General features: G+C 69.4%; 21 protein-coding genes. 14 read left to right on the forward strand and 7 right to left on the reverse strand.

Annotated elements, in window-relative coordinates:
- The first annotated feature begins 94 nt into the window (after positions 1–94).
- From ACZ4E1_RS38050 to tuf, 6 genes are all read left to right on the forward strand, one after another.
- Positions 95–3,994: a DNA-directed RNA polymerase subunit beta' gene (locus ACZ4E1_RS38050; protein ID WP_188337388.1), complete on the forward strand. Its 3,900-nt coding sequence runs from the start codon at positions 95–97 to the stop codon at positions 3,992–3,994.
- Between the two features lie 125 nt (positions 3,995–4,119).
- Complete coding sequence (locus ACZ4E1_RS38055) at positions 4,120–4,653, forward strand: DUF1707 and DUF4190 domain-containing protein (protein ID WP_467548270.1); 534 nt, start codon at positions 4,120–4,122, stop codon at positions 4,651–4,653.
- A 300-nt stretch (positions 4,654–4,953) separates the two neighbouring features.
- Positions 4,954–5,325, forward strand: a complete 372-nt coding sequence (rpsL, locus tag ACZ4E1_RS38060; RefSeq protein WP_003948652.1) for a 30S ribosomal protein S12 — start codon at positions 4,954–4,956, stop codon at positions 5,323–5,325.
- 2 nt (positions 5,326–5,327) lie between these two features.
- On the forward strand, positions 5,328–5,798 hold the full coding sequence (gene rpsG, locus ACZ4E1_RS38065; protein WP_111663838.1) for a 30S ribosomal protein S7: 471 nt from the start codon (positions 5,328–5,330) through the stop codon (positions 5,796–5,798).
- Positions 5,799–5,837: 39 nt separating this feature from the next.
- Positions 5,838–7,964 (forward strand): elongation factor G, encoded by a 2,127-nt coding sequence (gene fusA, locus ACZ4E1_RS38070; protein WP_467548273.1) that lies wholly within the window; start codon positions 5,838–5,840, stop codon positions 7,962–7,964.
- 151 nt (positions 7,965–8,115) lie between these two features.
- On the forward strand, positions 8,116–9,309 hold the full coding sequence (gene tuf / locus ACZ4E1_RS38075) for an elongation factor Tu (protein WP_399130716.1): 1,194 nt from the start codon (positions 8,116–8,118) through the stop codon (positions 9,307–9,309).
- A gap of 96 nt (positions 9,310–9,405) precedes the next feature.
- Here tuf and ACZ4E1_RS38080 read toward each other — a convergent pair whose 3' ends face one another.
- The 4 genes from ACZ4E1_RS38080 to ACZ4E1_RS38095 form a co-directional block, all read right to left on the reverse strand.
- Entirely contained in the window at positions 9,406–9,729 is a 324-nt protein-coding gene (locus ACZ4E1_RS38080) for a hypothetical protein (RefSeq protein WP_467548275.1), read from the reverse strand.
- The gene (locus ACZ4E1_RS38085) at positions 9,726–11,114 is read right to left on the reverse strand and encodes a hypothetical protein (RefSeq protein WP_467548277.1); all 1,389 of its coding nucleotides are present in this window, start codon (positions 11,112–11,114) and stop codon (positions 9,726–9,728) included. Before ACZ4E1_RS38085 ends, ACZ4E1_RS38080 begins: the two co-directional genes overlap by 4 nt.
- Positions 11,111–11,560, reverse strand: coding sequence for a hypothetical protein (locus ACZ4E1_RS38090; protein ID WP_467548279.1), 450 nt, complete (start codon positions 11,558–11,560; stop codon positions 11,111–11,113). Before ACZ4E1_RS38090 ends, ACZ4E1_RS38085 begins: the two co-directional genes overlap by 4 nt.
- 117 nt (positions 11,561–11,677) lie before the next feature.
- Complete coding sequence (locus tag ACZ4E1_RS38095; RefSeq protein WP_467548280.1) at positions 11,678–13,714, reverse strand: PIG-L family deacetylase; 2,037 nt, start codon at positions 13,712–13,714, stop codon at positions 11,678–11,680.
- A gap of 386 nt (positions 13,715–14,100) precedes the next feature.
- On the opposite strand from ACZ4E1_RS38095, the gene ACZ4E1_RS38100 reads away from it, so the two are divergent.
- The gene (locus tag ACZ4E1_RS38100) at positions 14,101–14,823 is read left to right on the forward strand and encodes a PepSY domain-containing protein (protein ID WP_467548282.1); all 723 of its coding nucleotides are present in this window, start codon (positions 14,101–14,103) and stop codon (positions 14,821–14,823) included.
- 98 nt (positions 14,824–14,921) lie between these two features.
- Here the strand turns inward: ACZ4E1_RS38100 and ACZ4E1_RS38105 are convergent, their stop codons facing one another.
- The 3 genes from ACZ4E1_RS38105 to ACZ4E1_RS38115 all read right to left on the reverse strand — a co-directional run bounded on the left by ACZ4E1_RS38105 (position 14,922) and on the right by ACZ4E1_RS38115 (position 17,999).
- Positions 14,922–15,362, reverse strand: a complete 441-nt coding sequence (locus tag ACZ4E1_RS38105; protein ID WP_467548284.1) for an SsgA family sporulation/cell division regulator — start codon at positions 15,360–15,362, stop codon at positions 14,922–14,924.
- A gap of 216 nt (positions 15,363–15,578) precedes the next feature.
- Positions 15,579–16,289 (reverse strand): hypothetical protein, encoded by a 711-nt coding sequence (locus ACZ4E1_RS38110; protein ID WP_467548286.1) that lies wholly within the window; start codon positions 16,287–16,289, stop codon positions 15,579–15,581.
- A gap of 156 nt (positions 16,290–16,445) precedes the next feature.
- Positions 16,446–17,999 carry an ADP-ribosylglycohydrolase family protein gene (locus ACZ4E1_RS38115; RefSeq protein WP_467548287.1) on the reverse strand — a complete coding sequence of 518 codons (1,554 nt, stop codon included), beginning with the start codon at positions 17,997–17,999 and terminating at the stop codon, positions 16,446–16,448.
- Positions 18,000–18,214: 215 nt separating this feature from the next.
- Between ACZ4E1_RS38115 and ACZ4E1_RS38120 the strand changes: the two genes are divergently transcribed.
- From ACZ4E1_RS38120 to rpsS, 7 genes are all read left to right on the forward strand, one after another.
- Positions 18,215–19,366, forward strand: coding sequence for an FAD-dependent monooxygenase (locus ACZ4E1_RS38120; protein ID WP_467548289.1), 1,152 nt, complete (start codon positions 18,215–18,217; stop codon positions 19,364–19,366).
- 489 nt (positions 19,367–19,855) lie between these two features.
- Positions 19,856–20,164 carry a 30S ribosomal protein S10 gene (rpsJ, locus tag ACZ4E1_RS38125; RefSeq protein WP_003948644.1) on the forward strand — a complete coding sequence of 103 codons (309 nt, stop codon included), beginning with the start codon at positions 19,856–19,858 and terminating at the stop codon, positions 20,162–20,164.
- A gap of 17 nt (positions 20,165–20,181) precedes the next feature.
- Entirely contained in the window at positions 20,182–20,826 is a 645-nt protein-coding gene (gene rplC / locus ACZ4E1_RS38130) for a 50S ribosomal protein L3 (protein ID WP_467548291.1), read from the forward strand.
- 8 nt (positions 20,827–20,834) lie between these two features.
- Positions 20,835–21,488 carry a 50S ribosomal protein L4 gene (gene rplD, locus ACZ4E1_RS38135; RefSeq protein ID WP_467548293.1) on the forward strand — a complete coding sequence of 218 codons (654 nt, stop codon included), beginning with the start codon at positions 20,835–20,837 and terminating at the stop codon, positions 21,486–21,488.
- Positions 21,488–21,907: a 50S ribosomal protein L23 gene (gene rplW / locus ACZ4E1_RS38140; RefSeq protein ID WP_161304260.1), complete on the forward strand. Its 420-nt coding sequence runs from the start codon at positions 21,488–21,490 to the stop codon at positions 21,905–21,907. Before rplD ends, rplW begins: the two co-directional genes overlap by 1 nt.
- 39 nt (positions 21,908–21,946) lie before the next feature.
- The gene (gene rplB, locus ACZ4E1_RS38145) at positions 21,947–22,783 is read left to right on the forward strand and encodes a 50S ribosomal protein L2 (RefSeq protein WP_161304259.1); all 837 of its coding nucleotides are present in this window, start codon (positions 21,947–21,949) and stop codon (positions 22,781–22,783) included.
- Between the two features lie 12 nt (positions 22,784–22,795).
- A complete protein-coding gene (gene rpsS, locus ACZ4E1_RS38150) occupies positions 22,796–23,077 on the forward strand; it encodes a 30S ribosomal protein S19 (protein WP_030788278.1) in 282 nt (93 codons plus the stop codon).
- Positions 23,078–23,103 lie beyond the last annotated feature (26 nt).

Consider the following 23,103-nt stretch of genomic DNA (forward strand, 5'->3'; position numbering starts at 1 on the left):
TCAGGCCGGGGGGCTCGTCATGAGCCCCCCGGCCGGCCCCCAGACCCCCGTTTCAGACCACAGACTTACAACCCTTGAGAGGGATTGACGCATAGTGCTCGACGTCAACTTCTTCGATGAGCTCCGGATCGGTCTGGCCACCGCTGACGACATCCGTCAGTGGAGCCACGGCGAGGTCAAGAAGCCCGAGACCATCAACTACCGCACCCTCAAGCCGGAAAAGGACGGGCTCTTCTGCGAGAAGATCTTCGGTCCCACCCGCGACTGGGAGTGCTACTGCGGCAAGTACAAGCGCGTCCGCTTCAAGGGCATCATCTGCGAGCGCTGTGGCGTCGAGGTCACGCGCGCCAAGGTGCGCCGTGAGCGGATGGGCCACATCGAGCTCGCCGCCCCTGTCACGCACATCTGGTACTTCAAGGGCGTCCCGAGCCGGCTGGGCTACCTGCTCGACCTGGCTCCCAAGGACCTCGAGAAGGTCATCTACTTCGCGGCGTACATGATCACGTACGTCGACGAGGAGCGCCGTACCCGCGACCTGCCCTCCCTCGAGGCGCACGTCCAGGTCGAGCGTCAGCAGATCGAGAACCGTCGCGACTCCGACCTGGAGAACCGCGCCAAGAAGCTCGAGACCGACCTGGCCGAGCTCGAGGCCGAGGGTGCCAAGGCCGACGTGCGCCGCAAGGTGCGCGAGGGTGCCGAGCGTGAGATGAAGCAGCTGCGCGACCGTGCGCAGCGCGAGATCGACCGTCTCGACGAGGTGTGGAACCGGTTCAAGAACCTCAAGGTCCAGGACCTCGAGGGCGACGAGCTGCTCTACCGCGAGCTCCGTGACCGCTTCGGCACGTACTTCGACGGTTCGATGGGTGCCGCGGCGCTGCAGAAGCGCCTGGAGACCTTCGACCTCGAGGAGGAGGCCGAGCGCCTCCGCGAGATCATCCGCACCGGCAAGGGCCAGAAGAAGACCCGTGCGCTCAAGCGCCTCAAGGTCGTCTCCGCGTTCCTGCAGACCGCGAACAGCCCCAAGGGCATGGTTCTGGACTGCGTGCCGGTCATCCCGCCGGACCTGCGTCCGATGGTGCAGCTGGACGGTGGCCGCTTCGCGACCTCCGACCTGAACGACCTGTACCGCCGTGTCATCAACCGCAACAACCGCCTGAAGCGCCTTCTCGACCTCGGTGCCCCCGAGATCATCGTGAACAACGAGAAGCGCATGCTCCAGGAGGCCGTGGACGCCCTCTTCGACAACGGTCGTCGTGGTCGCCCGGTGACCGGTCCCGGTAACCGCCCGCTGAAGTCCCTGAGCGACATGCTCAAGGGCAAGCAGGGTCGTTTCCGTCAGAACCTTCTCGGTAAGCGTGTGGACTACTCCGCGCGTTCCGTGATCGTCGTCGGTCCGCAGCTGAAGCTGCACCAGTGTGGTCTGCCCAAGGCCATGGCGCTGGAGCTCTTCAAGCCGTTCGTGATGAAGCGTCTGGTCGACCTGAACCACGCGCAGAACATCAAGAGCGCCAAGCGCATGGTCGAGCGCGGCCGCACGGTCGTGTACGACGTCCTGGAAGAGGTCATCGCGGAGCACCCGGTTCTGCTGAACCGTGCGCCCACGCTGCACCGCCTCGGCATCCAGGCCTTCGAGCCGCAGCTGGTCGAGGGCAAGGCCATTCAGATCCACCCGCTCGTCTGCACCGCGTTCAACGCGGACTTCGACGGTGACCAGATGGCCGTCCACCTGCCGCTCTCCGCGGAGGCGCAGGCCGAGGCCCGCATCCTGATGCTGTCCTCGAACAACATCCTCAAGCCCGCCGACGGCCGTCCGGTGACGATGCCGACGCAGGACATGGTCCTGGGTCTGTTCTTCCTCACCACCGACGGTGAGCTCCGTGACACCAAGGGCGAGGGCCGCGCGTTCGGTTCCGTCGCCGAGGCGATCATGGCGTTCGACGCCGGCGAGCTGGCGCTGCAGTCGCCGGTCGACATCCGCTTCCCGGTCGGCACCATGCCGCCGCGTGGCTGGACGCCGCCGGCCGCCGAGGAGGGTGAGCCCGAGTACCAGCCGGGCGACAGCTTCCGGCTGCGCACCACCCTGGGCCGCGCGCTCTTCAACGAGCTGCTGCCCGAGGACTACCCGTTCGTCGACTACTCGGTGGGCAAGAAGCAGCTCTCCGAGATCGTCAACGACCTGGCCGAGCGCTACCCCAAGGTCATCGTGGCGGCGACGCTCGACAACCTGAAGGCGGCCGGCTTCTTCTGGGCGACCCGTTCCGGTGTCACCGTGGCCATCTCCGACGTCGTCGTTCCCGAGGCGAAGAAGGAGATCGTCGCGGGTTACGAGGCGCAGGACGAGAAGGTCCAGAAGCAGTACGAGCGCGGTCTCATCACGAAGGAAGAGCGCACTCAGGAGCTCATCGCGATCTGGACCAAGGCGACCAACGAGGTTGCCGAGGCGATGAACGCGAACTTCCCGAAGACGAACCCCATCTTCATGATGGTTGACTCGGGTGCCCGAGGAAACATGATGCAGATGCGTCAGATCGCCGGTATGCGTGGTCTGGTGTCGAACGCCAAGAACGAGACGATTCCCCGTCCGATTAAGGCGTCGTTCCGCGAGGGTCTGTCCGTGCTCGAGTACTTCATCTCGACCCACGGTGCCCGTAAGGGTCTCGCCGACACCGCCCTCCGTACCGCCGACTCGGGTTACCTCACCCGTCGTCTGGTCGACGTCTCGCAGGACGTCATCATCCGCGAGGAGGACTGTGGCACCGACCGCGGTCTGCGTCTGCGGATCGCCGAGAAGGGCGCCGACGGCGTCCTGCGCAAGGCGGACGACGTCGAGACCAGCGTGTACGCCCGCATGCTGGCCGAGGACATCGTCGTGGACGGCAAGGTCATCGCGCCGGCCAACGTCGACCTCGGTGACGTGCTCATCGACCAGCTGGTCGCGCACGGCGTCGAGGAGGTCAAGACCCGCTCGGTCCTGACCTGTGAGTCGGCCGTCGGTACCTGTGCCTTCTGCTACGGCCGCTCGCTGGCCACCGGCAAGACGGTCGACATCGGTGAGGCGGTCGGCATCATCGCCGCCCAGTCCATCGGTGAGCCCGGTACCCAGCTGACGATGCGTACCTTCCACACCGGTGGTGTGGCCGGTGACGACATCACCCAGGGTCTGCCCCGTGTCGTCGAGCTCTTCGAGGCTCGTACGCCGAAGGGTGTCGCCCCGATCTCCGAGGCCGCGGGCCGTGTCCGCATCGAGGAGACCGAGAAGACCAAGAAGCTCGTCGTCACCCCGGACGACGGCAGCGACGAGACGGCGTTCCCGATCTCGAAGCGTGCCCGTCTGCTCGTGGGCGAGGGCGACCACGTCGAGGTCGGCCAGAAGCTGACCGTGGGTGCCACCAACCCGCACGACGTGCTGCGCATCCTGGGTCAGCGTGCCGTCCAGGTCCACCTGGTCGGCGAGGTCCAGAAGGTCTACAACTCGCAGGGTGTGTCGATCCACGACAAGCACATCGAGATCATCATCCGGCAGATGCTGCGCCGTGTGACGATCATCGAGTCCGGCGACGCGGAGCTGCTGCCGGGCGAGCTCGTCGAGCGCTCGAAGTTCGAGACCGAGAACCGTCGTGTGGTCACCGAGGGCGGTCACCCCGCCTCCGGCCGTCCGCAGCTGATGGGTATCACCAAGGCCTCGCTGGCGACGGAGTCCTGGCTGTCGGCCGCCTCCTTCCAGGAGACGACCCGAGTCCTGACGGATGCGGCGATCAACGCCAAGTCCGACAGCCTCATCGGCCTCAAGGAGAACGTCATCATCGGTAAGCTCATCCCGGCCGGTACGGGTCTGTCCCGCTACCGCAACATCCGGGTGGAGCCCACCGAGGAGGCCAAGGCCGCGATGTACTCGGCCGTCGGCTACGACGACATCGACTACTCGCCGTTCGGCACCGGCTCCGGCCAGGCCGTTCCGCTGGAGGACTACGACTACGGTCCGTACAACCAGTAAGCGAGCAGCTGCTTGAACCGCAGGGCGGTCACCACGGAGGAACCCGGGGTGGCCGCCCTGCGGCGCGTTGGCGCATGATTGAGGGCACGTACGACGTGCGTGTCCGTTTCCGGGGGAGTGGTCTCGTGTCGAATCCGTCGTGGCAGCCCGCGCCGTGGCCGCCGCAGCACCAGGGGCAGCCGTCCATGCTGGCCGCGCACGCCGATCGGGAGCGCGCGGTGGACGTGCTGCGCGCCGGATTCGCCGAGGGCCGGCTGCCGCAGGCGGAGTACGAGAAGCGGGTGGAGCGGGCCTATCAGGCGCGTACGGTGGGCGAGCTGAGCGTCCTGGTCGCGGACCTGCCGCAGGGGCCCGTACCGCAGCAGCAGCTGGCCGTGCCGGTCGTGCCCCGGACCTTCATGCCGGCCCCGTATCTGCCGCCGCCGACCAACGGCAAGGCCATCGGCGCGATGTCCTGCGGAGTGGCGACGTTCTTCACGATGGGCGTGTCCGGGATCCCGGCGGTCATCCTCGGGCACATGGCCCGCAGGGAGATCCGGGAGCGCGGGGAGCAGGGCGACGGCATGGCGGTCGCCGGGATCGTGCTGGGCTGGCTGTCGATCGCGGGGTGGGCGCTGTTCATCCTGCTCATGGTCGTGGCCACGACCGGTGGCGCCTGAGACCACCGGTGAACGGTGTGATGTGCGCCCGGCGTGTCCCGGCTGAGATGTATTTGTTTTGACCGCAGCTGATGAGATAGGTACGCTCAGACCTTGTGCCTGGGGTGTGCCTGGGCTCGTGTGCGTGTCTTCAGCCGCACGGCGAGTCCGGATCAGTCCGCTTCGTTCTGATCATGGCCACCGCAATCTGCCGCTTCCCGCTCTTCGGCGGGGGTCTGCAGTATTCGACACACCCGACCGCGTGGGTCGGCAAAGTTCCAGGTTAGCTTCACTACTCGGCACACAGAAACCGGAGAAGTAGTGCCTACGATCCAGCAGCTGGTCCGGAAGGGCCGGCAGGACAAGGTCGAGAAGAACAAGACGCCCGCACTCGAGGGTTCGCCCCAGCGTCGTGGTGTCTGCACGCGTGTGTTCACGACCACCCCGAAGAAGCCGAACTCGGCCCTGCGTAAGGTCGCGCGTGTGCGTCTGACCAGCGGTATCGAGGTCACTGCTTACATTCCGGGTGAGGGACACAACCTGCAGGAGCACTCCATCGTGCTCGTGCGCGGCGGCCGTGTGAAGGACCTGCCTGGTGTTCGCTACAAGATCATCCGCGGTTCGCTTGACACCCAGGGTGTCAAGAACCGCAAGCAGGCCCGCAGCCGCTACGGCGCCAAGAAGGAGAAGTAAGAATGCCTCGTAAGGGCCCCGCCCCGAAGCGCCCGGTCATCATCGACCCGGTCTACGGTTCTCCTCTGGTGACCTCCCTCATCAACAAGGTGCTGCTGAACGGCAAGCGCTCCACCGCCGAGCGCATCGTGTACGGCGCCATGGAGGGCCTGCGTGAGAAGTCGGGCAACGACCCGGTCATCACGCTGAAGCGCGCGCTTGAGAACATCAAGCCGACCCTCGAGGTCAAGTCCCGCCGTGTCGGTGGCGCGACCTACCAGGTTCCGGTCGAGGTCAAGCCTGGCCGCGCCAACACCCTCGCGCTCCGCTGGCTCGTCGGCTACTCCCGCGCCCGTCGCGAGAAGACGATGACCGAGCGTCTGATGAACGAGCTGCTCGACGCCTCCAACGGCCTCGGTGCTGCCGTGAAGAAGCGCGAGGACACGCACAAGATGGCCGAGTCCAACAAGGCCTTCGCGCACTACCGCTGGTAGTCGCAACCCACATCGAGACCGAGAGAAGACTGAAGCCTTATGGCTACCACTTCGCTTGACCTGGCCAAGGTGCGCAACATCGGCATCATGGCCCACATCGACGCGGGCAAGACGACCACCACCGAGCGGATCCTGTTCTACACCGGCGTCTCGTACAAGATCGGTGAGGTCCACGACGGCGCTGCCACGATGGACTGGATGGAGCAGGAGCAGGAGCGTGGCATCACGATCACGTCCGCTGCCACCACCTGCCACTGGCCGCTCGAGGACAACGACTACACGATCAACATCATCGACACGCCTGGGCACGTCGACTTCACCGTCGAGGTGGAGCGCTCCCTGCGTGTTCTCGATGGTGCCGTGACGGTGTTCGACGGTGTCGCCGGCGTTGAGCCGCAGTCCGAGACGGTGTGGCGTCAGGCCGACCGTTACGGCGTGCCGCGCATCTGCTTCGTCAACAAGCTGGACCGCACCGGCGCCGAGTTCCACCGCTGTGTCGACATGATCGTCGACCGCCTCGGTGCGACTCCGCTGGTCATGCAGCTTCCCATCGGTGCCGAGGCCGACTTCCAGGGTGTCGTCGACCTCGTCACGATGAAGGCGTTCGTCTGGTCGGCCGAGGCCGCCAAGGGCGAGGCCTACGACATCGTCGACATCCCCGCCACGCACACCGAGGCTGCCGAGGAGTACCGCGGCAAGCTGCTCGAGGCCGTCGCGGAGAACGACGAGGAGATGATGGAGCTGTTCCTGGAGGGCACCGAGCCCACCGTGGAGCAGCTGCACGCCGCCGTGCGTCGCATCACCATCGCCTCCGGCAAGGGCGGCGACACCACCGTCACCCCCGTGTTCTGTGGCACCGCGTTCAAGAACAAGGGTGTTCAGCCCCTGCTCGACGCCGTCGTGCGCTACCTGCCGACCCCGCTCGACGTCGAGGCCATCGAGGGCCACGACGTCAAGGACCCCGAGGTCGTCGTCAAGCGCAAGCCGTCGGACGACGAGCCGCTGGCCGCCCTCGCGTTCAAGATCATGAGCGACCCGCACCTGGGCAAGCTCACCTTCGTCCGGGTCTACTCGGGCCGCCTGGAGTCCGGCACCGCCGTGCTGAACTCCGTCAAGGGCAAGAAGGAGCGCATCGGCAAGATCTACCGCATGCACGCGAACAAGCGTGAGGAGATCGAGTCGGTGGGCGCGGGCGACATCATCGCCGTCATGGGTCTCAAGCAGACCACGACCGGTGAGACGCTGTCCGACGACAAGAACCCGGTCATCCTGGAGTCCATGGACTTCCCGGCGCCGGTCATTCAGGTCGCCATCGAGCCCAAGTCCAAGGGTGACCAGGAGAAGCTGGGTGTCGCCATCCAGCGTCTCTCGGAGGAGGACCCCTCCTTCCAGGTCCACTCGGACGAGGAGACCGGCCAGACCATCATCGGTGGTATGGGCGAGCTGCACCTCGAGGTGCTGGTCGACCGTATGCGCCGTGAGTTCAAGGTCGAGGCCAACGTCGGCAAGCCGCAGGTCGCTTACCGCGAGACGATCCGTCAGGCCGTCGAGCGTGTGGACTACACCCACAAGAAGCAGACCGGTGGTACGGGTCAGTTCGCCAAGGTGCAGATCGCGATCGAGCCGATCGACAGTGGCGACGCCTCGTACGAGTTCGTGAACAAGGTCACCGGTGGCCGCATCCCCCGGGAGTACATCCCGTCGGTGGACGCGGGTGCCCAGGAGGCCATGCAGTTCGGCATCCTGGCCGGCTACGAGATGACGGGCGTCCGCGTCACGCTTCTCGACGGTGCCTACCACGAGGTCGACTCCTCCGAGCTCGCCTTCAAGATCGCCGGTTCGCAGGCCTTCAAGGAGGCCGCGCGCAAGGCCAAGCCCGTGCTGCTCGAGCCGATGATGGCCGTTGAGGTCACCACGCCCGAGGACTACATGGGTGAGGTCATCGGCGACATCAACTCCCGCCGTGGCCAGATCCAGGCCATGGAGGAGCGCAGCGGCGCTCGCGTCGTGAAGGGCCTCGTGCCGCTTTCGGAGATGTTCGGCTACGTCGGCGACCTCCGCAGCAAGACGTCGGGTCGCGCGAGCTACTCGATGCAGTTCGACTCCTACGCCGAGGTTCCGCGGAACGTCGCCGAGGAGATCATCGCGAAGGCCAAGGGCGAGTAACTCAACCGAGTTCACCCCGTAGGCTTGACACCGGAGCCCGCCGGGGCATTCATCCGCAATCGTGGGTGGATGCCCCTGGGCCCGGCATTCCAGCAAAGATCACCTGGCGCCGATGAAGCAAGGCGTTCAGAACCACTCCAGGAGGACCCCAGTGGCGAAGGCGAAGTTCGAGCGGACTAAGCCGCACGTCAACATCGGCACCATCGGTCACATCGACCACGGTAAGACGACCCTCACGGCCGCCATTACCAAGGTGCTGCACGACGCGTACCCGGACCTGAACGAGGCCTCGGCCTTCGACCAGATCGACAAGGCTCCCGAGGAGCGTCAGCGCGGTATCACGATCTCGATCGCGCACGTCGAGTACCAGACCGAGGCGCGTCACTACGCCCACGTCGACTGCCCCGGTCACGCGGACTACATCAAGAACATGATCACGGGTGCCGCGCAGATGGACGGCGCCATCCTCGTGGTCGCCGCCACCGACGGCCCGATGCCGCAGACCAAGGAGCACGTGCTCCTGGCCCGCCAGGTCGGCGTTCCGTACATCGTCGTCGCCCTGAACAAGGCCGACATGGTGGACGACGAGGAGATCCTGGAGCTCGTCGAGCTCGAGGTCCGTGAGCTCCTCTCCGAGTACGAGTTCCCGGGCGACGACCTGCCGGTCGTCAAGGTCTCCGCTCTGAAGGCCCTTGAGGGCGACAAGGAGTGGGGCCAGACCGTCCTCGACCTGATGAAGGCCGTCGACGAGTCGATCCCGGAGCCCGAGCGCGACGTCGACAAGCCGTTCCTGATGCCGATCGAGGACGTCTTCACGATCACCGGTCGTGGCACCGTCGTCACCGGTCGTATCGAGCGTGGTGTCCTCAAGGTCAACGAGACCGTCGACATCATCGGCATCAAGACCGAGAAGACCACCACCACGGTCACCGGCATCGAGATGTTCCGCAAGCTGCTCGACGAGGGCCAGGCCGGTGAGAACGTCGGTCTGCTCCTCCGTGGCATCAAGCGCGAGGACGTCGAGCGCGGCCAGGTCATCATCAAGCCCGGTTCGGTCACCCCGCACACCGAGTTCGAGGCCCAGGCCTACATCCTGTCGAAGGACGAGGGTGGCCGTCACACCCCGTTCTTCAACAACTACCGCCCGCAGTTCTACTTCCGTACGACGGACGTGACCGGCGTCGTGACCCTCCCCGAGGGCACCGAGATGGTCATGCCGGGTGACAACACCGAGATGAAGGTGGAGCTCATCCAGCCCGTCGCCATGGAGGAGGGCCTCAAGTTCGCCATCCGTGAGGGTGGCCGGACCGTCGGCGCCGGCCAGGTCACCAAGATCAACAAGTAAGTTCCGCTTACCTGTTGGGCTTGACGCCTGGTAGCTCCTGCGAGCTCTGAAAGGGCCCGTACGACTTAGGTCGTACGGGCCCTTTTGCGTGCCCGGTTACTGGGGGACGGTCACCCAGCGCACGGCGGCGACCGTCAGGAGCAGCGCGGCGGGCACGATCCAGGGCCAGCGCAGGACCCGGCGCACCGGCGGCAGCAGCCACAGGAGGGCGGCCAGTCCCGCGAAGAAGACCGCGGCGAGGCAGCCCGTCTCGATGCCGCGGTAGGCGTCCTCGTCGCCCAGGTAGCCCGGTCTGATGGTCAGCGCCAGCCAGCAGGCGTACGCCGCCGGCAGGGTCAGCAGCACGAGCGGAACGGCGAGCACCACGCGCAGACAGCCGCGGTCGGCGTCGTCCGGGTGCTGCGGGACGGGGTGGCTCATGGGCGCAGGGCCCTCCTGGCGTTGTCGAGGTTCTCGGCGAAGTCCTTCCCGTATCCCTGGGCCTTCTCGGACTCCCAGTACGGGCCGCCGTTGTAGCGGGCGGCGAGCTCCTGCTTCTGCTCGGGGGTCATCTCCTCGGGCGGTACGTCGGCGAAGCCGCTCTCGGCCTTCAGCTGGGCCAGGTACTCGGAGGCGATGAAGATGTTCTGCCCCGGGTCCTGGAGGGACTCCTCGACGGTGGCACGCTGCTGGTCGGTGAGGTGCTCCGGGTCGTAGCCGAGGACCTCCGCGCCGCGCCGGACCTGGATGGCGATGGGGCCGAACGAGGTGTTGTCCGGGTCGCCGGCCAGGCGGTCGGGCAGGTTCTCGGGCGCGAGGGGGCTGATCGGCGAGTCGAACTGCTCGCGGATGGTGTCTGTGACGTCGTCGAGGATGCCGGGCTGTCCCGCGACCTCCTTCCACGCGATGCCGGCGACCATGTCCGCAGGGAGCCCGGAGTTGCGGGCCGCCGCGTTGATGTAGTCGCGGTTCGCGTGGAGCCACGCGGCGCGCTCCTGGTCGTTGCCGGGCGGGTCCCAGTAGTTGTCGCGGGCTGCGGGCAGACCGGCGATCTGGAGGCGGATGTCGCGCAGGGTCGGCGAGACGAGCCGGTCGCCGGCGACGGGGTAGTAGTCCTGCTTGGGCCCGCTGCCCGGGAGACGGGTGATCGGATTGCTGCTCGCCTCGGCGGCCTCCCGGCGCAGCGCGGGGACGGCGGACGCGAGATCGGTGCGGTCGGCGAAGGTGCGGAACTCGGGGAGCAGGTCGTAGGCCTGCTTGAGCCGGTGCACGCACAGATCGCGGGCGTCCTTCTCGGTGGTCTTCGCCAGGTGGAAGTCGCCGCCCGCGGAGTCGTGCAGCCGGTTGGCCTCGTCCCTGATGTCGTCCACGTCCATGGTGAGTTCCATGAAGAAGTCACCGACGCCGGTGGTGGCCCGCATGTCCTCCCACTGCCGCATCGGCTCGGCCTCCTGGGCCTCGCGGGTGACGGCCGTGCCCTTGGTGTGGATGAGGGTGGCGAGCTGCTGCTCGGTGCTTCTGCCGCTGGAGTAGAACGACTTGGCGACCTCGAGCGCGGTCGCGTAGTCGCTGAGTGCGGTGGCCGCCTTGTCGTAGCCGTCGGCGAGCTCCGAGAGGAGCCGGCGGCCCTCCCGCAGCCGGCCCTCGTAGTGGGTGCTGCCCTCGCTCTTCCACTGGGTGTGCTTCTCGGCGCGCTCGGCGGAGGGGTCGACCGAGGTGAGCAGGGCGTGCACCCGCCGGAACTCCGCGGCGTTGCGCTCCACGAGCGGCGGGCTGCAGTTCTCCAGGAACTCGACGTCCTCGCGATGGCTGATGCCGGTGCTCATCGCGCCTCCGGGGAGAGGTAGCTGCCCTGGAGGACCTGCTCCAGGAACCGGCGGGCGGTGTCGTCCTCGATCTTCGTGAAGTCGCTGCCCGCGGTCCTGAGCCGGGTGGAGAGCGCGGTGAACAGGGCGACGGCGTCGAGGTACTGGTCGCCCCCGAAGGACGCGAAGCGGATCACCTGCGAGGCGACGTCCTCGTGGGTCCGGGGATCGCGGGCCATGGTCGTCAGCTCGGCGTCGGGCCGGCCCTCCTGGAGGTAGCCGGCGATCTCGATGAGCAGGTTGGAATTGCCGTTGATGGACTCGGCCTTGGCGACCAGGGTGCCGGCCGCGGGGCCCGCAGGCCCGGAGCCGCCGGGGTCGACGGGCAGTTGGTTCAACCGCATCCCCGTCGACCTGCGCTCCAGCGCCTCGGCCTTTAATTGGGCCCATTCCTCGTCGAACGACATGCGAATCCCCCTTGCAGCCCGCCCCCGTGACGGACCTTCAGACGAGCATGTCACTCGTGGATCAGTCGAAGGAACGCAGTTTTCGTCACCATTTCGTCGCAGGGTTTGCCCTGACGGTCACGCTTTCGCCTGGGCCGGACGCCACAGCCAGGGGCGGGCGTCCAGGGAGAGGCCGGCGAGCGTGGGGCCGTGCGCGTCGGCGGTCAGGGACGGGGTGTCCAGGGTGACCGGGAGGCCGGTGGGGCGGATGCGACGGCCCTGGCGCAGGAGCCGTACGGAGCCGTCCGTAGCGCGGCCGAGGAGGTAGTCGCCGGTGGCGGTCACCGGGCCGTAGCCGGGGAGGTCGACGGGTGGGCCGCCGGGGGAGAGGAGCCGGTCGGAGGCGGGCGGACGGTAGTAGAGGCGGCCGTCCGCCGCGGCTATTGCGTCGGCGGGGGTGGGCAGGCCCGGCAGCGGCGCGGGCCCGTCCGGGGTCCAGTGGTGGACGGTGTCGCGGCCCGGCGCGTAGACGTGGACGCGGCCGTCGGGGCCGACGGTCGCGGTGAGGCCGTCCTGGACGGGGCCGCCGCCGAGGTCCTTCCAGGGCGACCAGGTGCCGGACGTGTCGCGGACGCGGGTGCTGACGCCCTGGCCGGCGTTGCGGACGAAGAGGTGGACGCGGCCGTCGCGGGCGGTGACGGCCACCGGGACGCCGATGCGCCGGCCCCGGTCGGGGTCGGTCTCCGGGTTGCCGAGGCCGGTCCAGGTGCCGCGGCCGTCGCCGCGCCGGGCGGGCTCCAGGGCCACGATCTCCCGCACGTCGGGGCCGCCCAGGCCCTCGACCTCGGCGAGGCGCAGGCCCAGGAGCAGATGGCGGCCGTCCGGGAGCGTGGCGCTGCCGAGCGCCGGGGCGAGCGGGCCGCCGCCGAGGTCGACCGGGGCCGCGAAGCCGCCGCCCGGCTTCTCGTCGTAGCGGACCGCGCGCAGGCCGAGGACGCCGTACGCGGTGGCGCGGCCGTCTGGGCCGCTCAGGAGCGTGAGACGCGGGCCGGGGTAGCGGTGGTGGGTGGCGCGGACCCAGCCTTTGCGGTTGGTCAGGGGGCGGTCGCCGCCGACGTTGTAGTCCCCGCAGCCGGCCGGGTTGCCGCAGGACCAGTCGGGGGCCGCGCCGTACGGGACGAGGTGGGCGGCCTTCTGGTCGACCAGGCGCGGCGGGAGGTTCTTGGGCCAGTGGTGGTTGTAGTAGCCGCGGTAGGCGGTGACGACGAACGGGGGCGGGCCGTCCGGCGCGGTCCGTGCCCAGCGGATCAGCGCGGCCCAGCTGAAGGAGGCGACGGCGGTGTGGTCGGCGTGGTCGGAGTAGCCGGGCTGCTCGCTGTCGCGCAGGCGGGTGATCCGGTCGCTGACCTGGATGTCGGGGTCCGGGTCGAGGGTGTGCACGACGGTCGGCCGGTAGCGCTGGAACAGTTCTGTGAGGACGGTGACGACGGAGTCGTAGGTGTACGTCTGGACGGCGCGCAGCGGGGAGCCCTCGGGGACGAGGGTGCGCAGGAGCAGGCCCGGGTCGCGCCAGAGGGACGGGGCGCCCATGTGGCCGGCCGGGGTGTGCATGGCGAGGTTGAGGTGGACGAGCTCGACGCGGCGGCCCCGGTGTTCGAGGACGTCGAGCTCGGCGCGGAATCCGCTGGGCAGGCGCAGGACGCGCTGGTCCCAGGGCGTGAAGAGGGGGAGGCCGAGCTGGGTCGCGTAGGACTGGCGCAGGCCCTGGTGACGGGCGGCGGAGTAGGCGGCCTTGTCGGGGGCGGGGTCGCGGTCGGTCGCCGTCTTGTTCCGGCCGTCGGCTTCGCCGGCGGTGACGTACACGCAGACGAGCGGGGTGCCGGCGGCCAGGGCCTGCTGGGTGTCCGGGTTCATGAAGTACAGGTCGTCGTCGGGGTGGGCGAGGACCTGGAGCAGCAGGGCGCGGTCCGCCTCCGCGGCGGGGCGGCCGGAGGCGGGGGAGGGGACGGAGGCGCGGGGCGGGGGCACGGCTGCGCGCGGCGCGCAGGAGGCCAGGGCCGTGGTGGCGGCCAGGGCGGAGGCGCCGAGCAGGAGGTGGCGCCGGGTGGGTGCGGGTGCGGGTGCGGGTGCGGGTGCGGCGCCGGGGGCGGGCGGCGTGCGGCCGGGGCTGAACATAGGGCGCATTTCGGGCCACGAAGGCCGCGGTATCGCAGGTCTCTTCTGCATGCCGGCGCTCACTCCATCCGCTGCGAGGCGGCGCGGCGGTGTCGGTGGAGCGCGCCTCTGTTCAGGTTGGTTCACCTGGATAGAGGCTCGGCAGGGGGAGTGGGTTCCATGCGCGTACATGTTCCGTTCACCCGGACGGGGCGGCGGCGCGCGCGGACATGAGCGAACCGGCGCCGGGATGCCGCGTGCGGGGCGGGCTGCGAGGATCGGTGGGTCCGCGCCGTGCGTCACGTACGGGGCCGCCGCGACGGTGGTGGGCGGACGTCTCGATGTGGGGGGTGGACCCGAGCGCCGGAGTGACGGAGTTCCCCGGTGCCCAGCCCGAAAGGCCTGCCATGCACTCTGCGCCCCTGCCCTCCGCGCCCCTGCACTCCGCGCCCGTGAAGCGGAGCGACCGCCTCGCCCGAGGGCGTGCCGTCGGCGTCCTGTGCGCCGTCGCCGCGTCGCTGTCCTTGCTGAGCGCCTGTTCGTCGGACGACGGAGGCGACGCCTCGTCGGGTACGAAGCAGGCGGACCGTGCGGCCGAGCAGGTGGCTGCCACCGCTTCCGTGTCCGCCTCGCCGCGGCTGAGCGAGGATCAGAAGGAGCGCAAGAAGCTGATCACCGCGACGAAGGTCGACTGGGACAAGGCGGCCATGACCGCCGAGAAGGAGGTCTCCGGCGGCAAGCTCCTGGAGATCGAACTCGGCGACGACGACCAGGGTCGTCCGGTGTGGGACGCGGAGGTCGTCGCGTCGGACGGCACGAGCACCGACGTGCGGATCGACGCCGTCACCGGCAAGGTCACGCGGTCCGAGAAGGACGACGACCAGGACGCGGGCGACAAGAAGGAGAACACCGACAAGCTCGCGGCGGCCGAGATCACGTCGACGAAGGCGGCCGAGACGGCCACGGACCGGAAGAAGGGCACGGTCACGTCGGTCGGCCTCGACGACTCCGACGGCGGGCCGACGGTCTGGGCGGTGGACGTGGTCACCCCGGGGACGTGGGTCAAGACGACGTTCGACATCGACGCCGGCCACGGCAAGGTGCTGCACGAGAACATCGACCGGGACTGAGTCGTCCTGAAGCGGAGCCGCGTCCCACGGACCCGCCGGTCATCGCCGGCCGGTCGTGCGGCGCCGCCGGTCATGCGCGGCCGGTCATGCGCCGCCGGTCAGACGGGGCCGTCGCCCAGGATGCGGGCGAGTTCCCGGTCGAGGGCCATCTCGGTCGGTTCGGTGCCGAAGGGCTGGAGCGCGTGGCTGCGCTCCAGGTACGTCATCAGGGCCGCGTGGCCGATCCGGATCAGGGTCTCGCACCCCTTCTCCTGCACGCGGATCGTCACGTGCGCCGGCCCCTCGGGATCCCGCCCGGGCAGAACCGATAGGGCGCCGATGCCGACCGCGCCGCCTAACCCCGCTGCCAGCAGGTCGCGGGAGATCTCCCACCGCGCACTCGTCCTCGGGATCGCGGCGGAGCCGGGCGACACCGTCAGGGACACCACGAACGGGTCGTCGGCGTCGTACCGCAGCAGCACCGCGCAAGGACGCCGCTCCGCGCCCCGCGTGATCGATCCGCTCGTCAACGCCTCCAGGCCCGCTCCGGTCCTGCTCATCTCGGGGATCATCGGGTCCACGCCCTCTCGTACATACATATGTAGTCGCGCCATCGCAGAACGTAATTGACGCGGAGTCAATACGGATGGCATATGCCGAACGCGCACATCTCCTGCGGAATCTTCACGAAATGCACATGGAGTGTTCGGCTGCGTACGCAGAGTGTCGAGAGGGCGTGGTGCGGATGGCGCCGGCTTCTCGGTCGTCCCGGCTGGTCAGTCGCCGTCGACGATCTGGAACAGGTAGATCAGGTGGTTGTTGTCGTCCGGCATCGCGTTGACGTCGTCCGACGGCACGTCGGTGCGGAAGTAGAACTGCGGGGCCTTCGGGCCGCCGAGCGCGTTCTTGTCCTGCAGGTCCATGAGGTGCTTGACGAACGTGTTCGCGTCCGGGGTCTTCGTGCCCAGGTCCCGCGCGAGCTGCCCGCCGACGACGACCTTGAGATGCGTGTCGTCGGTCAGTACGTCCGTGGCGGCGCCGGTCGCGCTGCTGGGCGTGAACGTGGGGCCGTCGGCGTCGCACTGGTAGGAACCCAGGACGAGGCCGAGCATGGTCGGGCTCTCGCCCCCCGCGCTGACCGACTCGATCGCGCCGTACGGGCCCTGGCCGTCGTGGTCGCAGACCGAACCGGTCGGCGGGGTCTGACGGTCGGCGAGGTCCCAGCCGCCGTTCCCGGCGTCGCCGGGGCCGCCGGAGATCGTGGGGTCGGGGGAGGACGGGGCCGGGGACGAGGCCGGCGCCGACGGGGAGTCCGAGTCCGGGGTCGACGGGGGCGTCGACCGCGCGGTCGTGGGGGACGCGCTCGTCGGGCCGTCGGCCGATCCCTCCGAGTCGCCCGGGCCGCAGGCCGTCAGGGCCAGGGCCGCGGCGACGGCCGCCCCCAGGACGTACAGCTTCCTGCTCGTTCGGTTCGTGTCGGTGCGCATGGTCGGACCCCCGTGGTCGGTGTGTGCGGTGCGAGGGGATCGTGCCCGGGGAGGCGGTCGTTCCGTACGTGCCGGGGCGGATCGTTACGGCTTGCGGACATCGGCGTGTCATGTGCGTGAGAAACCCCCGCCGGGCCGCGGCCCCTCGGCCACCTCTCAGCGACGGTCCCAGGCCCCGCTCAGCGCCCGCACCCGCGCCCCGTACTCGATGGCCTCCGTCCACTCCCGCGGCCAGCGGTCCGCCCCGCGCCCCGCCCCCGCGAACGCCCCGGCCAGCGCGGCCGTCGCCGCCGAGGCCCCGGACGTGTGCGCGGCGCGGCGGATCGTGTGGCGGGGATGCGCGCCGGTGACGAGGAAGGCGTAGAGCGCACCGGCGAGGACGGTGTCGGCGGTCCAGGCACCGCCGACGGCCCGCGCGGGCTCCCGGTCCCGGTCCGCGGGAGCGAGCGCCGCGCCCACCGCGTCCAGCGCCACGAGACACTCGTCCCACCCGCGCTCGGCGAACCCGCCAGGGCTGTCCGCCCCCGCGCGCCCGGCCAGGTCGCCGAGCCAGTCCGCCCGGTACGTCCGGCGGGACGCGACCGCGTGGGCGCGCAGCCGGTCCAGGAGGGCGCCGGGTTCGCAGCCGTGGGCCAGGAGGTACGTCGCGTGCGCCGCCAGATCGCTCGCGGCGAGCGCCGTCGGGTGGCCGTGCGTGAGCGCGGCCTGCGCCTGCGCGATGCCCGAACGCTGCTCGGCGCTCAGATACGGGGCGAGACCGACGGCCGCCGCCCGCACCACGGCCCCGCAGCCCTTGGACTCCAGGGCGGTCGCCGCCTGCCAGGGCGTGCCCGGGTCGCGCAGTGCCGTGCAGGCGTCGACCGTGGTCCGGCCGGGATCGCGGTCGTTGTCCGGCGAGGCGAGCCAGCGCACGAGATGGGTGCGCAGCGCGGCGGCGACGGCGCCCGGCGTCACCCATGGCGGCGCGGGCAGCGCCCCGCGCGTGGTGAGGCTGTGCCGGGCCTCGGCCTCCGTCTGGGGCGGGCGGACGGCGGTCTCGGCGAGGGCCTCGGCGACGGCGAGCGCCAACTGGGTCTGGTCCGACACCCGGGCCCGCGGCAGCGCCGCCTGCCGGGGATTGCCCGGAGCCCCCGACTCGCCCTCGTGCCAGGGGAGTTCCATCGCGGTCCACTCGCCGTACGCGGACCGGATGCCGTCCAGCGGGAGCGCGGAGAGCGGGCGGCCCATCGCGTCGCCGAGGGCGAGCCCGTACAGGGCGCCGGCGGTGGCGTCCCGCACCCGGTCGCGCGGGACGTCCGCCAGCGCGTACAGGGCGTCGAGGTGCGGTGCCCAGGCGATCGAGCTGCCGATCACGTGCGCCCCGGAGGGCGTGGCTCCGTCGTCGAGCAGGCGGCGCAGGGCCTCGCCCGGGGTGCGGCCCGCCGCCTTGGAATCGCGCAGCCGCAGCGCCCAGGTCCCGTCGCCGGCGGCCTTCTCACCGGCGTCCCGGCGCACGATCCAGCCCGCCGCGTCGTCCTCGTCGTTCGCCCACACGTACCCCGTGACCGTGCCCTGCCCGTCGGCCACGGCGCCGTACCGCACGGGCCGCTCGGTGCGCGCGGCGTAGCGGGCGGGGCCGCTCACGGCGTTGAACTGGAGGTCTTCCTCGAAGCGCGGATTGATGTACGCGCGCGGCACGAAGTGCGGGCCCGGACCGGCCGGCTGACTCACGACGATGTTCCCCTCTGACGGTCTGACGGAGCGCTCTGAGCTGGGCCTCCATCCCATCACGCGGCCCCGCGTGGAGGACCTGTGCCGATCGTGCGGGGGTTGCCCGCAGGCCGCCCCGCGGGCCTGATTAACATGCCGCGTCACAGGCCGGCGAGGCCCGACCGACCGTCAGTCCCCGTCCGCGTCACGGCACTTGACCCCAGGAGTCACCCGGCATGACGGCAGCACCCGCACCAGCGACCGCCCTCCGCGTCCTGATCCACGGCGGCGGCATCGGCGGCCTCACCCTCGCCACGGCCCTGGCCCGCCGCGGCCACACCGTCGAGGTCGCGGAACTGCGCGAGGAACTCGACGCGCTCGGCGTCGGCATCATCCAGCCGACCAACGCCCTGCACGTCATGCGCGAGATCGGCGTCCTCGACGCGTGCCTCGCGGCCGGCTTCCCGTGGGACACCCTGACCATCGCCGACCCGGCCGGGACCACGCTCGCCGCGATACCCCAGCCCCGCATGGCCGACGCCCCCGCCGTCAACGGCATCCCGCGCCCCGCCCTCGCCCGGATCCTCGGCGACGCGGCCCGCGCCGCCGGGGCGCACCTCCGCCTCGGCACGACGATCACCGAGCTGAAGGACGACGGCACCGGCGTCGACGTCACCCTCTCCGACGGCAGCACCGCCCGCCACGACCTCGTCGTCGGCTTCGACGGCATCGGCTCCCCGCTGCGCACCCGGCTCTACGGGGACACGTACACGCCCGGGTACACGGGCTTCGCCAACTGGCGGGTCACCGTGCCGCGCCCGCCCGAGGTGCGCGGCGTCGTCATGGCCACGGCCGGGCCGGAGGCGAAGGCGCTGCTCACGCCGATCACCGAGGAACTCATGTACCTGGGCGCGGTGTTCGCCGAGCGGGAGGACTTCCGGCCCGACCCGCGGCGCGCCCACGAGCAGCTCGCCGAGCGCCTCAGGATGTACACCGGGCCGGTCGCCGACGCGCTCGCCGCCGTCACCGACCCGTCGGCGGTCGTGTACTCGCGGATCTCCCAGGTGACCGTCGAGGAGCCCTGGCACGTGGGCCGCGTCGTCCTCGCCGGAGACGCCGCGCACGCCTCCACCCCGCACCTCGCGCAGGGCGCGGCCATGGCGGTCGAGGACGCGCTGGTGCTCGCCGAGGTGCTGGACGCCGAGCCCGGCGTGCCCGAGGCGCTCACCGCCTGGGAGGCCCGGCGCCGCCCGCGCGCCCTGTGGGTGCAGTCCCTGTCTCGCGCGGTGCTGCGCCAGGAGACCGGCACCCCGACGACCCCCGAGGAGGACGAACTCCTCAAGATCGGCATCCCGGGCGCCGCCCACGTCCTGGCACAGCCGTACTAGACCGACCCCAGAAGGCCCTCGGGCCCGCCGGTGCCAGGGCGACGACGGCGTGCGGGGCGCGCCGTCGGCCCGGGGCGGTTTGACCTCGGTCACACACCGGGTACTCTCTTCGGCTCGATTGGCCCCGGAGGTGCCCCGTATGGCAGACTGTCGGGGTTGCTCGGTTGAGTGCCGATGCTGCGCGCCTCCCGCCGGGAGGACCGGAAGCGAGTCCCACAGTACTCGTCGCCTTATCTGTCGCCTGCGGCAGCGCTGGGGCGGACGTACGGGAATCTTCCGGGAAGCTCAGCGCGGAGCTCCACCAGGCGCCTGGTGGGTTTCTTCCCCCGAGTTTGTGCGGCCCTGGGCCGCGGTTCCTGTAGCAGGGAAATCCGTACGGATATTTCTGTCAGCGACACCGCGACACGCCCGACCGCGTGGGTCGGAGGAAGTGTGAAACAGGGCCCCCAGGAGCCAGAGCGTTTCGAGACAAAGGACTACTAAGTAGCCATGGCGGGACAGAAGATCCGCATCCGGCTCAAGGCCTACGACCACGAGGTCATCGACTCCTCGGCGAAGAAGATCGTCGAGACGGTGACGCGTACTGGTGCGTCGGTCGCGGGCCCGGTGCCGCTGCCTACCGAGAAGAACGTGTACTGCGTCATCAAGTCGCCGCACAAGTACAAGGACTCGCGCGAGCACTTCGAGATGCGCACGCACAAGCGCCTGATCGACATTCTCGACCCGACCCCCAAGACCGTTGACTCTCTGATGCGACTCGACCTCCCGGCCGGTGTCGACATCGAGATCAAGCTCTAAGGGCTGGTGATCTGAGAATGGCTAAGCAGATCAAGGGCATCCTGGGCGAGAAGCTCGGCATGACGCAGGTGTGGGACGAGAACAACCGTGTTGTTCCGGTCACCGTCGTCAAGGCCGGCCCGAACGTCGTGACCCAGGTCCGTACGAACGACGTCGACGGCTACGAGTCGGTCCAGATCGCCTTCGGCGAGATCGACCCTCGCAAGGTGAACAAGCCCCTCAAGGGCCACTTCGCCAAGGCCGACGTCACCCCCCGTCGTCACCTCGTCGAGATCCGTACCGCTGACGCCAGCGAGTACACCCTCGGCCAGGAGATCACCGCCGAGACCTTCGAGGCCGGCGTCAAGGTCGACGTCACCGGCAAGAGCAAGGGCAAGGGCTTCGCCGGTGTCATGAAGCGTCACAACTTCGCCGGTGGCAAGGCATCCCACGGTGCCCACCGCGTGCACCGCAAGCCGGGCTCGATCGGTGGCTGCGCCACCCCCGGCCGTGTGTTCAAGGGCCTCCGCATGGCGGGCCGTATGGGCAACGAGCGGGTCACCACCCAGAACCTGACCGTCCACGCCGTTGACGCGGAGAAGGGTCTGCTGCTCATCAAGGGCGCGGTTCCCGGTCCGAACGGCGGCCTCGTCCTGGTCCGCACTGCGGCCAAGGGGGCCTGAGGTAACCGATGAGCACTGTTGACATCCTTTCGCCGGCGGGCGACAAGGCCGGGTCCGTCGAGCTCCCCGCGGAGATCTTCGACGTAGAGAAGATCAGCGTTCCGCTGCTTCACCAGGTCGTCGTCGCGCAGCTGGCCGCTGCCCGTCAGGGCACGCACAAGACCAAGACCCGTGGCGAAGTCCGTGGTGGCGGCAAGAAGCCGTACCGCCAGAAGGGCACCGGCCGCGCCCGTCAGGGTTCGACCCGCGCCCCGCAGTTCGCCGGTGGTGGCGTCGTGCACGGTCCCGTGCCGCGTGACTACTCGCAGCGGACCCCGAAGAAGATGAAGGCTGCCGCTCTGCGTCACGCCCTCACCGACCGGGCCCGCAACGCTCGCATCCACGTCGTCTCCGGCGTGGTCGAGGGCGAGGTCTCCACGAAGGCCGCGAAGTCGCTGCTCGGCAAGATCTCGGAGCGCAAGAACCTGCTCCTGGTCGCCGAGCGCTCCGACGAGGCCGCGTGGCTCTCCGCCCGCAACCTGCCCCAGGTCCACATCCTGGAGCCGGGCCAGCTGAACACGTACGACGTTCTCGTCTCGGACGACGTGGTCTTCACCCAGGCCGCTTTCGAGTCCTTCGTGTCTGGCCCCAAGGCCGCTGACACCGAAGGGAGCGAGGCCTGATGGCTACGCGTCACCCGAGCATCGCCTCGAAGGCCGCCAAGGCCGCCAAGGCCGCGCGCGTCGCTAAGGCGAAGCGCATCGCCACCGAGGGCAAGATCGCTGTCGAGCCCACGCCGCTGAGCAAGAGCTACACGGACCCCCGTGACGTTCTCGTTCGTCCGGTCGTCTCGGAGAAGTCGTACGCCCTGCTCGACGAGAACAAGTACACGTTCATCGTCGACCCGCGTGCCAACAAGACCCAGATCAAGCAGGCCGTCGAGGCGGTCTTCTCGGTCAAGGTCTCCGGGGTCAACACGATCAACCGTCAGGGCAAGCGCAAGCGGACCCGCACCGGCTTCGGCCAGCGTGCGAACACCAAGCGCGCGATCGTGACCCTCGTTGAGGGCGACCGTATCGACATCTTCGGCCAGGCCTCCTAACGGAGCGCCCTGGTCCGAATATCGGACGAGGACTGAGAAATGGGAATCCGCAAGTACAAGCCGACTACGCCGGGCCGTCGTGGCTCCAGCGTCGCCGACTTCGTCGAGGTCACGCGGTCCACGCCGGAGAAGTCGCTGGTCCGCCCCCTGCACAGCAAGGGCGGCCGTAACAACTCCGGTCGCGTGACGGTCCGCCACCAGGGTGGTGGCCACAAGCGCGCCTACCGCGTGATCGACTTCCGTCGTCACGACAAGGACGGCGTGCCGGCGAAGGTCGCTCACATCGAGTACGACCCCAACCGCACCGCGCGTATCGCTCTTCTGCACTACGCGGACGGCGAGAAGCGCTACATCCTGGCCCCCCGTGGGCTGGCCCAGGGTGCCGTGGTCGAGAACGGCCCGGCGGCCGACATCAAGCCCGGCAACAACCTGGCGCTGCGCAACATCCCGGTCGGTACCACGATCCACGCGATCGAGCTCCGTCCCGGCGGTGGCGCCAAGTTCGCCCGCTCCGCGGGTGCCTCCGTGCAGCTGCTCGCGAAGGAGGGCTCGATGGCCCACCTCCGCATGCCCTCCGGTGAGATCCGCCTGGTCGACGTGCGCTGCCGCGCCACCGTCGGCGAGGTCGGCAACGCCGAGCAGTCGAACATCAACTGGGGCAAGGCCGGCCGTATGCGCTGGAAGGGCGTCCGCCCGACCGTGCGTGGTGTCGTCATGAACCCGGTCGACCACCCGCACGGTGGTGGTGAAGGCAAGACCTCCGGTGGTCGCCACCCGGTCTCGCCGTGGGGCAAGAAGGAGGGTCGTACTCGTGATCGCAACAAGGCGAGCAACAAGTACATCGTCCGCCGCCGCAAGTCGAACAAGAAGCGCTAGGAGCGGGTTTAGATGCCGCGCAGTCTCAAGAAGGGACCCTTCGTTGACGGCCACCTCGTAAAGAAGGTGGACGCTCAGAACGAAGCCGGTACCAAGAACGTCATCAAGACCTGGTCCCGTCGCTCGATGATCATCCCCAGCATGCTGGGTCACACCATCGCGGTGCACAACGGCAAGACCCACATCCCGGTGTTCGTCACCGAGTCGATGGTCGGCCACAAGCTCGGCGAGTTCTCGCCGACGCGCACCTTCCGGGGTCACGTCAAGGACGACCGGAAGTCGAAGCGCCGCTAACGCGGGGTGGAATCGACTATGACTAA

The organism is Streptomyces sp. NPDC025806 (genome assembly GCF_055558275.1).

What these genes read in the sequence shown, in the direction of transcription:
- rpsS (WP_030788278.1), top strand. Translation starts at nt 22,796, where the DNA reads ATGCCGCGCAGTCTCAAGAAGGGACCCTTCGTTGACGGCCACCTCGTA.
- fusA (WP_467548273.1), top strand. Translation starts at nt 5,838, where the DNA reads ATGGCTACCACTTCGCTTGACCTGGCCAAGGTGCGCAACATCGGCATC.
- ACZ4E1_RS38085 (WP_467548277.1), bottom strand. Translation starts at nt 11,114, where the DNA reads ATGAGCACCGGCATCAGCCATCGCGAGGACGTCGAGTTCCTGGAGAAC.
- ACZ4E1_RS38120 (WP_467548289.1), top strand. Translation starts at nt 18,215, where the DNA reads ATGACGGCAGCACCCGCACCAGCGACCGCCCTCCGCGTCCTGATCCAC.
- ACZ4E1_RS38100 (WP_467548282.1), top strand. Translation starts at nt 14,101, where the DNA reads ATGCACTCTGCGCCCCTGCCCTCCGCGCCCCTGCACTCCGCGCCCGTG.
- ACZ4E1_RS38095 (WP_467548280.1), bottom strand. Translation starts at nt 13,714, where the DNA reads ATGTTCAGCCCCGGCCGCACGCCGCCCGCCCCCGGCGCCGCACCCGCA.
- ACZ4E1_RS38110 (WP_467548286.1), bottom strand. Translation starts at nt 16,289, where the DNA reads ATGCGCACCGACACGAACCGAACGAGCAGGAAGCTGTACGTCCTGGGG.
- rpsG (WP_111663838.1), top strand. Translation starts at nt 5,328, where the DNA reads ATGCCTCGTAAGGGCCCCGCCCCGAAGCGCCCGGTCATCATCGACCCG.
- ACZ4E1_RS38080 (WP_467548275.1), bottom strand. Translation starts at nt 9,729, where the DNA reads ATGAGCCACCCCGTCCCGCAGCACCCGGACGACGCCGACCGCGGCTGT.
- rpsJ (WP_003948644.1), top strand. Translation starts at nt 19,856, where the DNA reads ATGGCGGGACAGAAGATCCGCATCCGGCTCAAGGCCTACGACCACGAG.
- rplC (WP_467548291.1), top strand. Translation starts at nt 20,182, where the DNA reads ATGGCTAAGCAGATCAAGGGCATCCTGGGCGAGAAGCTCGGCATGACG.
- rplD (WP_467548293.1), top strand. Translation starts at nt 20,835, where the DNA reads ATGAGCACTGTTGACATCCTTTCGCCGGCGGGCGACAAGGCCGGGTCC.
- ACZ4E1_RS38105 (WP_467548284.1), bottom strand. Translation starts at nt 15,362, where the DNA reads ATGAGCAGGACCGGAGCGGGCCTGGAGGCGTTGACGAGCGGATCGATC.
- rplW (WP_161304260.1), top strand. Translation starts at nt 21,488, where the DNA reads ATGGCTACGCGTCACCCGAGCATCGCCTCGAAGGCCGCCAAGGCCGCC.
- ACZ4E1_RS38090 (WP_467548279.1), bottom strand. Translation starts at nt 11,560, where the DNA reads ATGTCGTTCGACGAGGAATGGGCCCAATTAAAGGCCGAGGCGCTGGAG.
- rplB (WP_161304259.1), top strand. Translation starts at nt 21,947, where the DNA reads ATGGGAATCCGCAAGTACAAGCCGACTACGCCGGGCCGTCGTGGCTCC.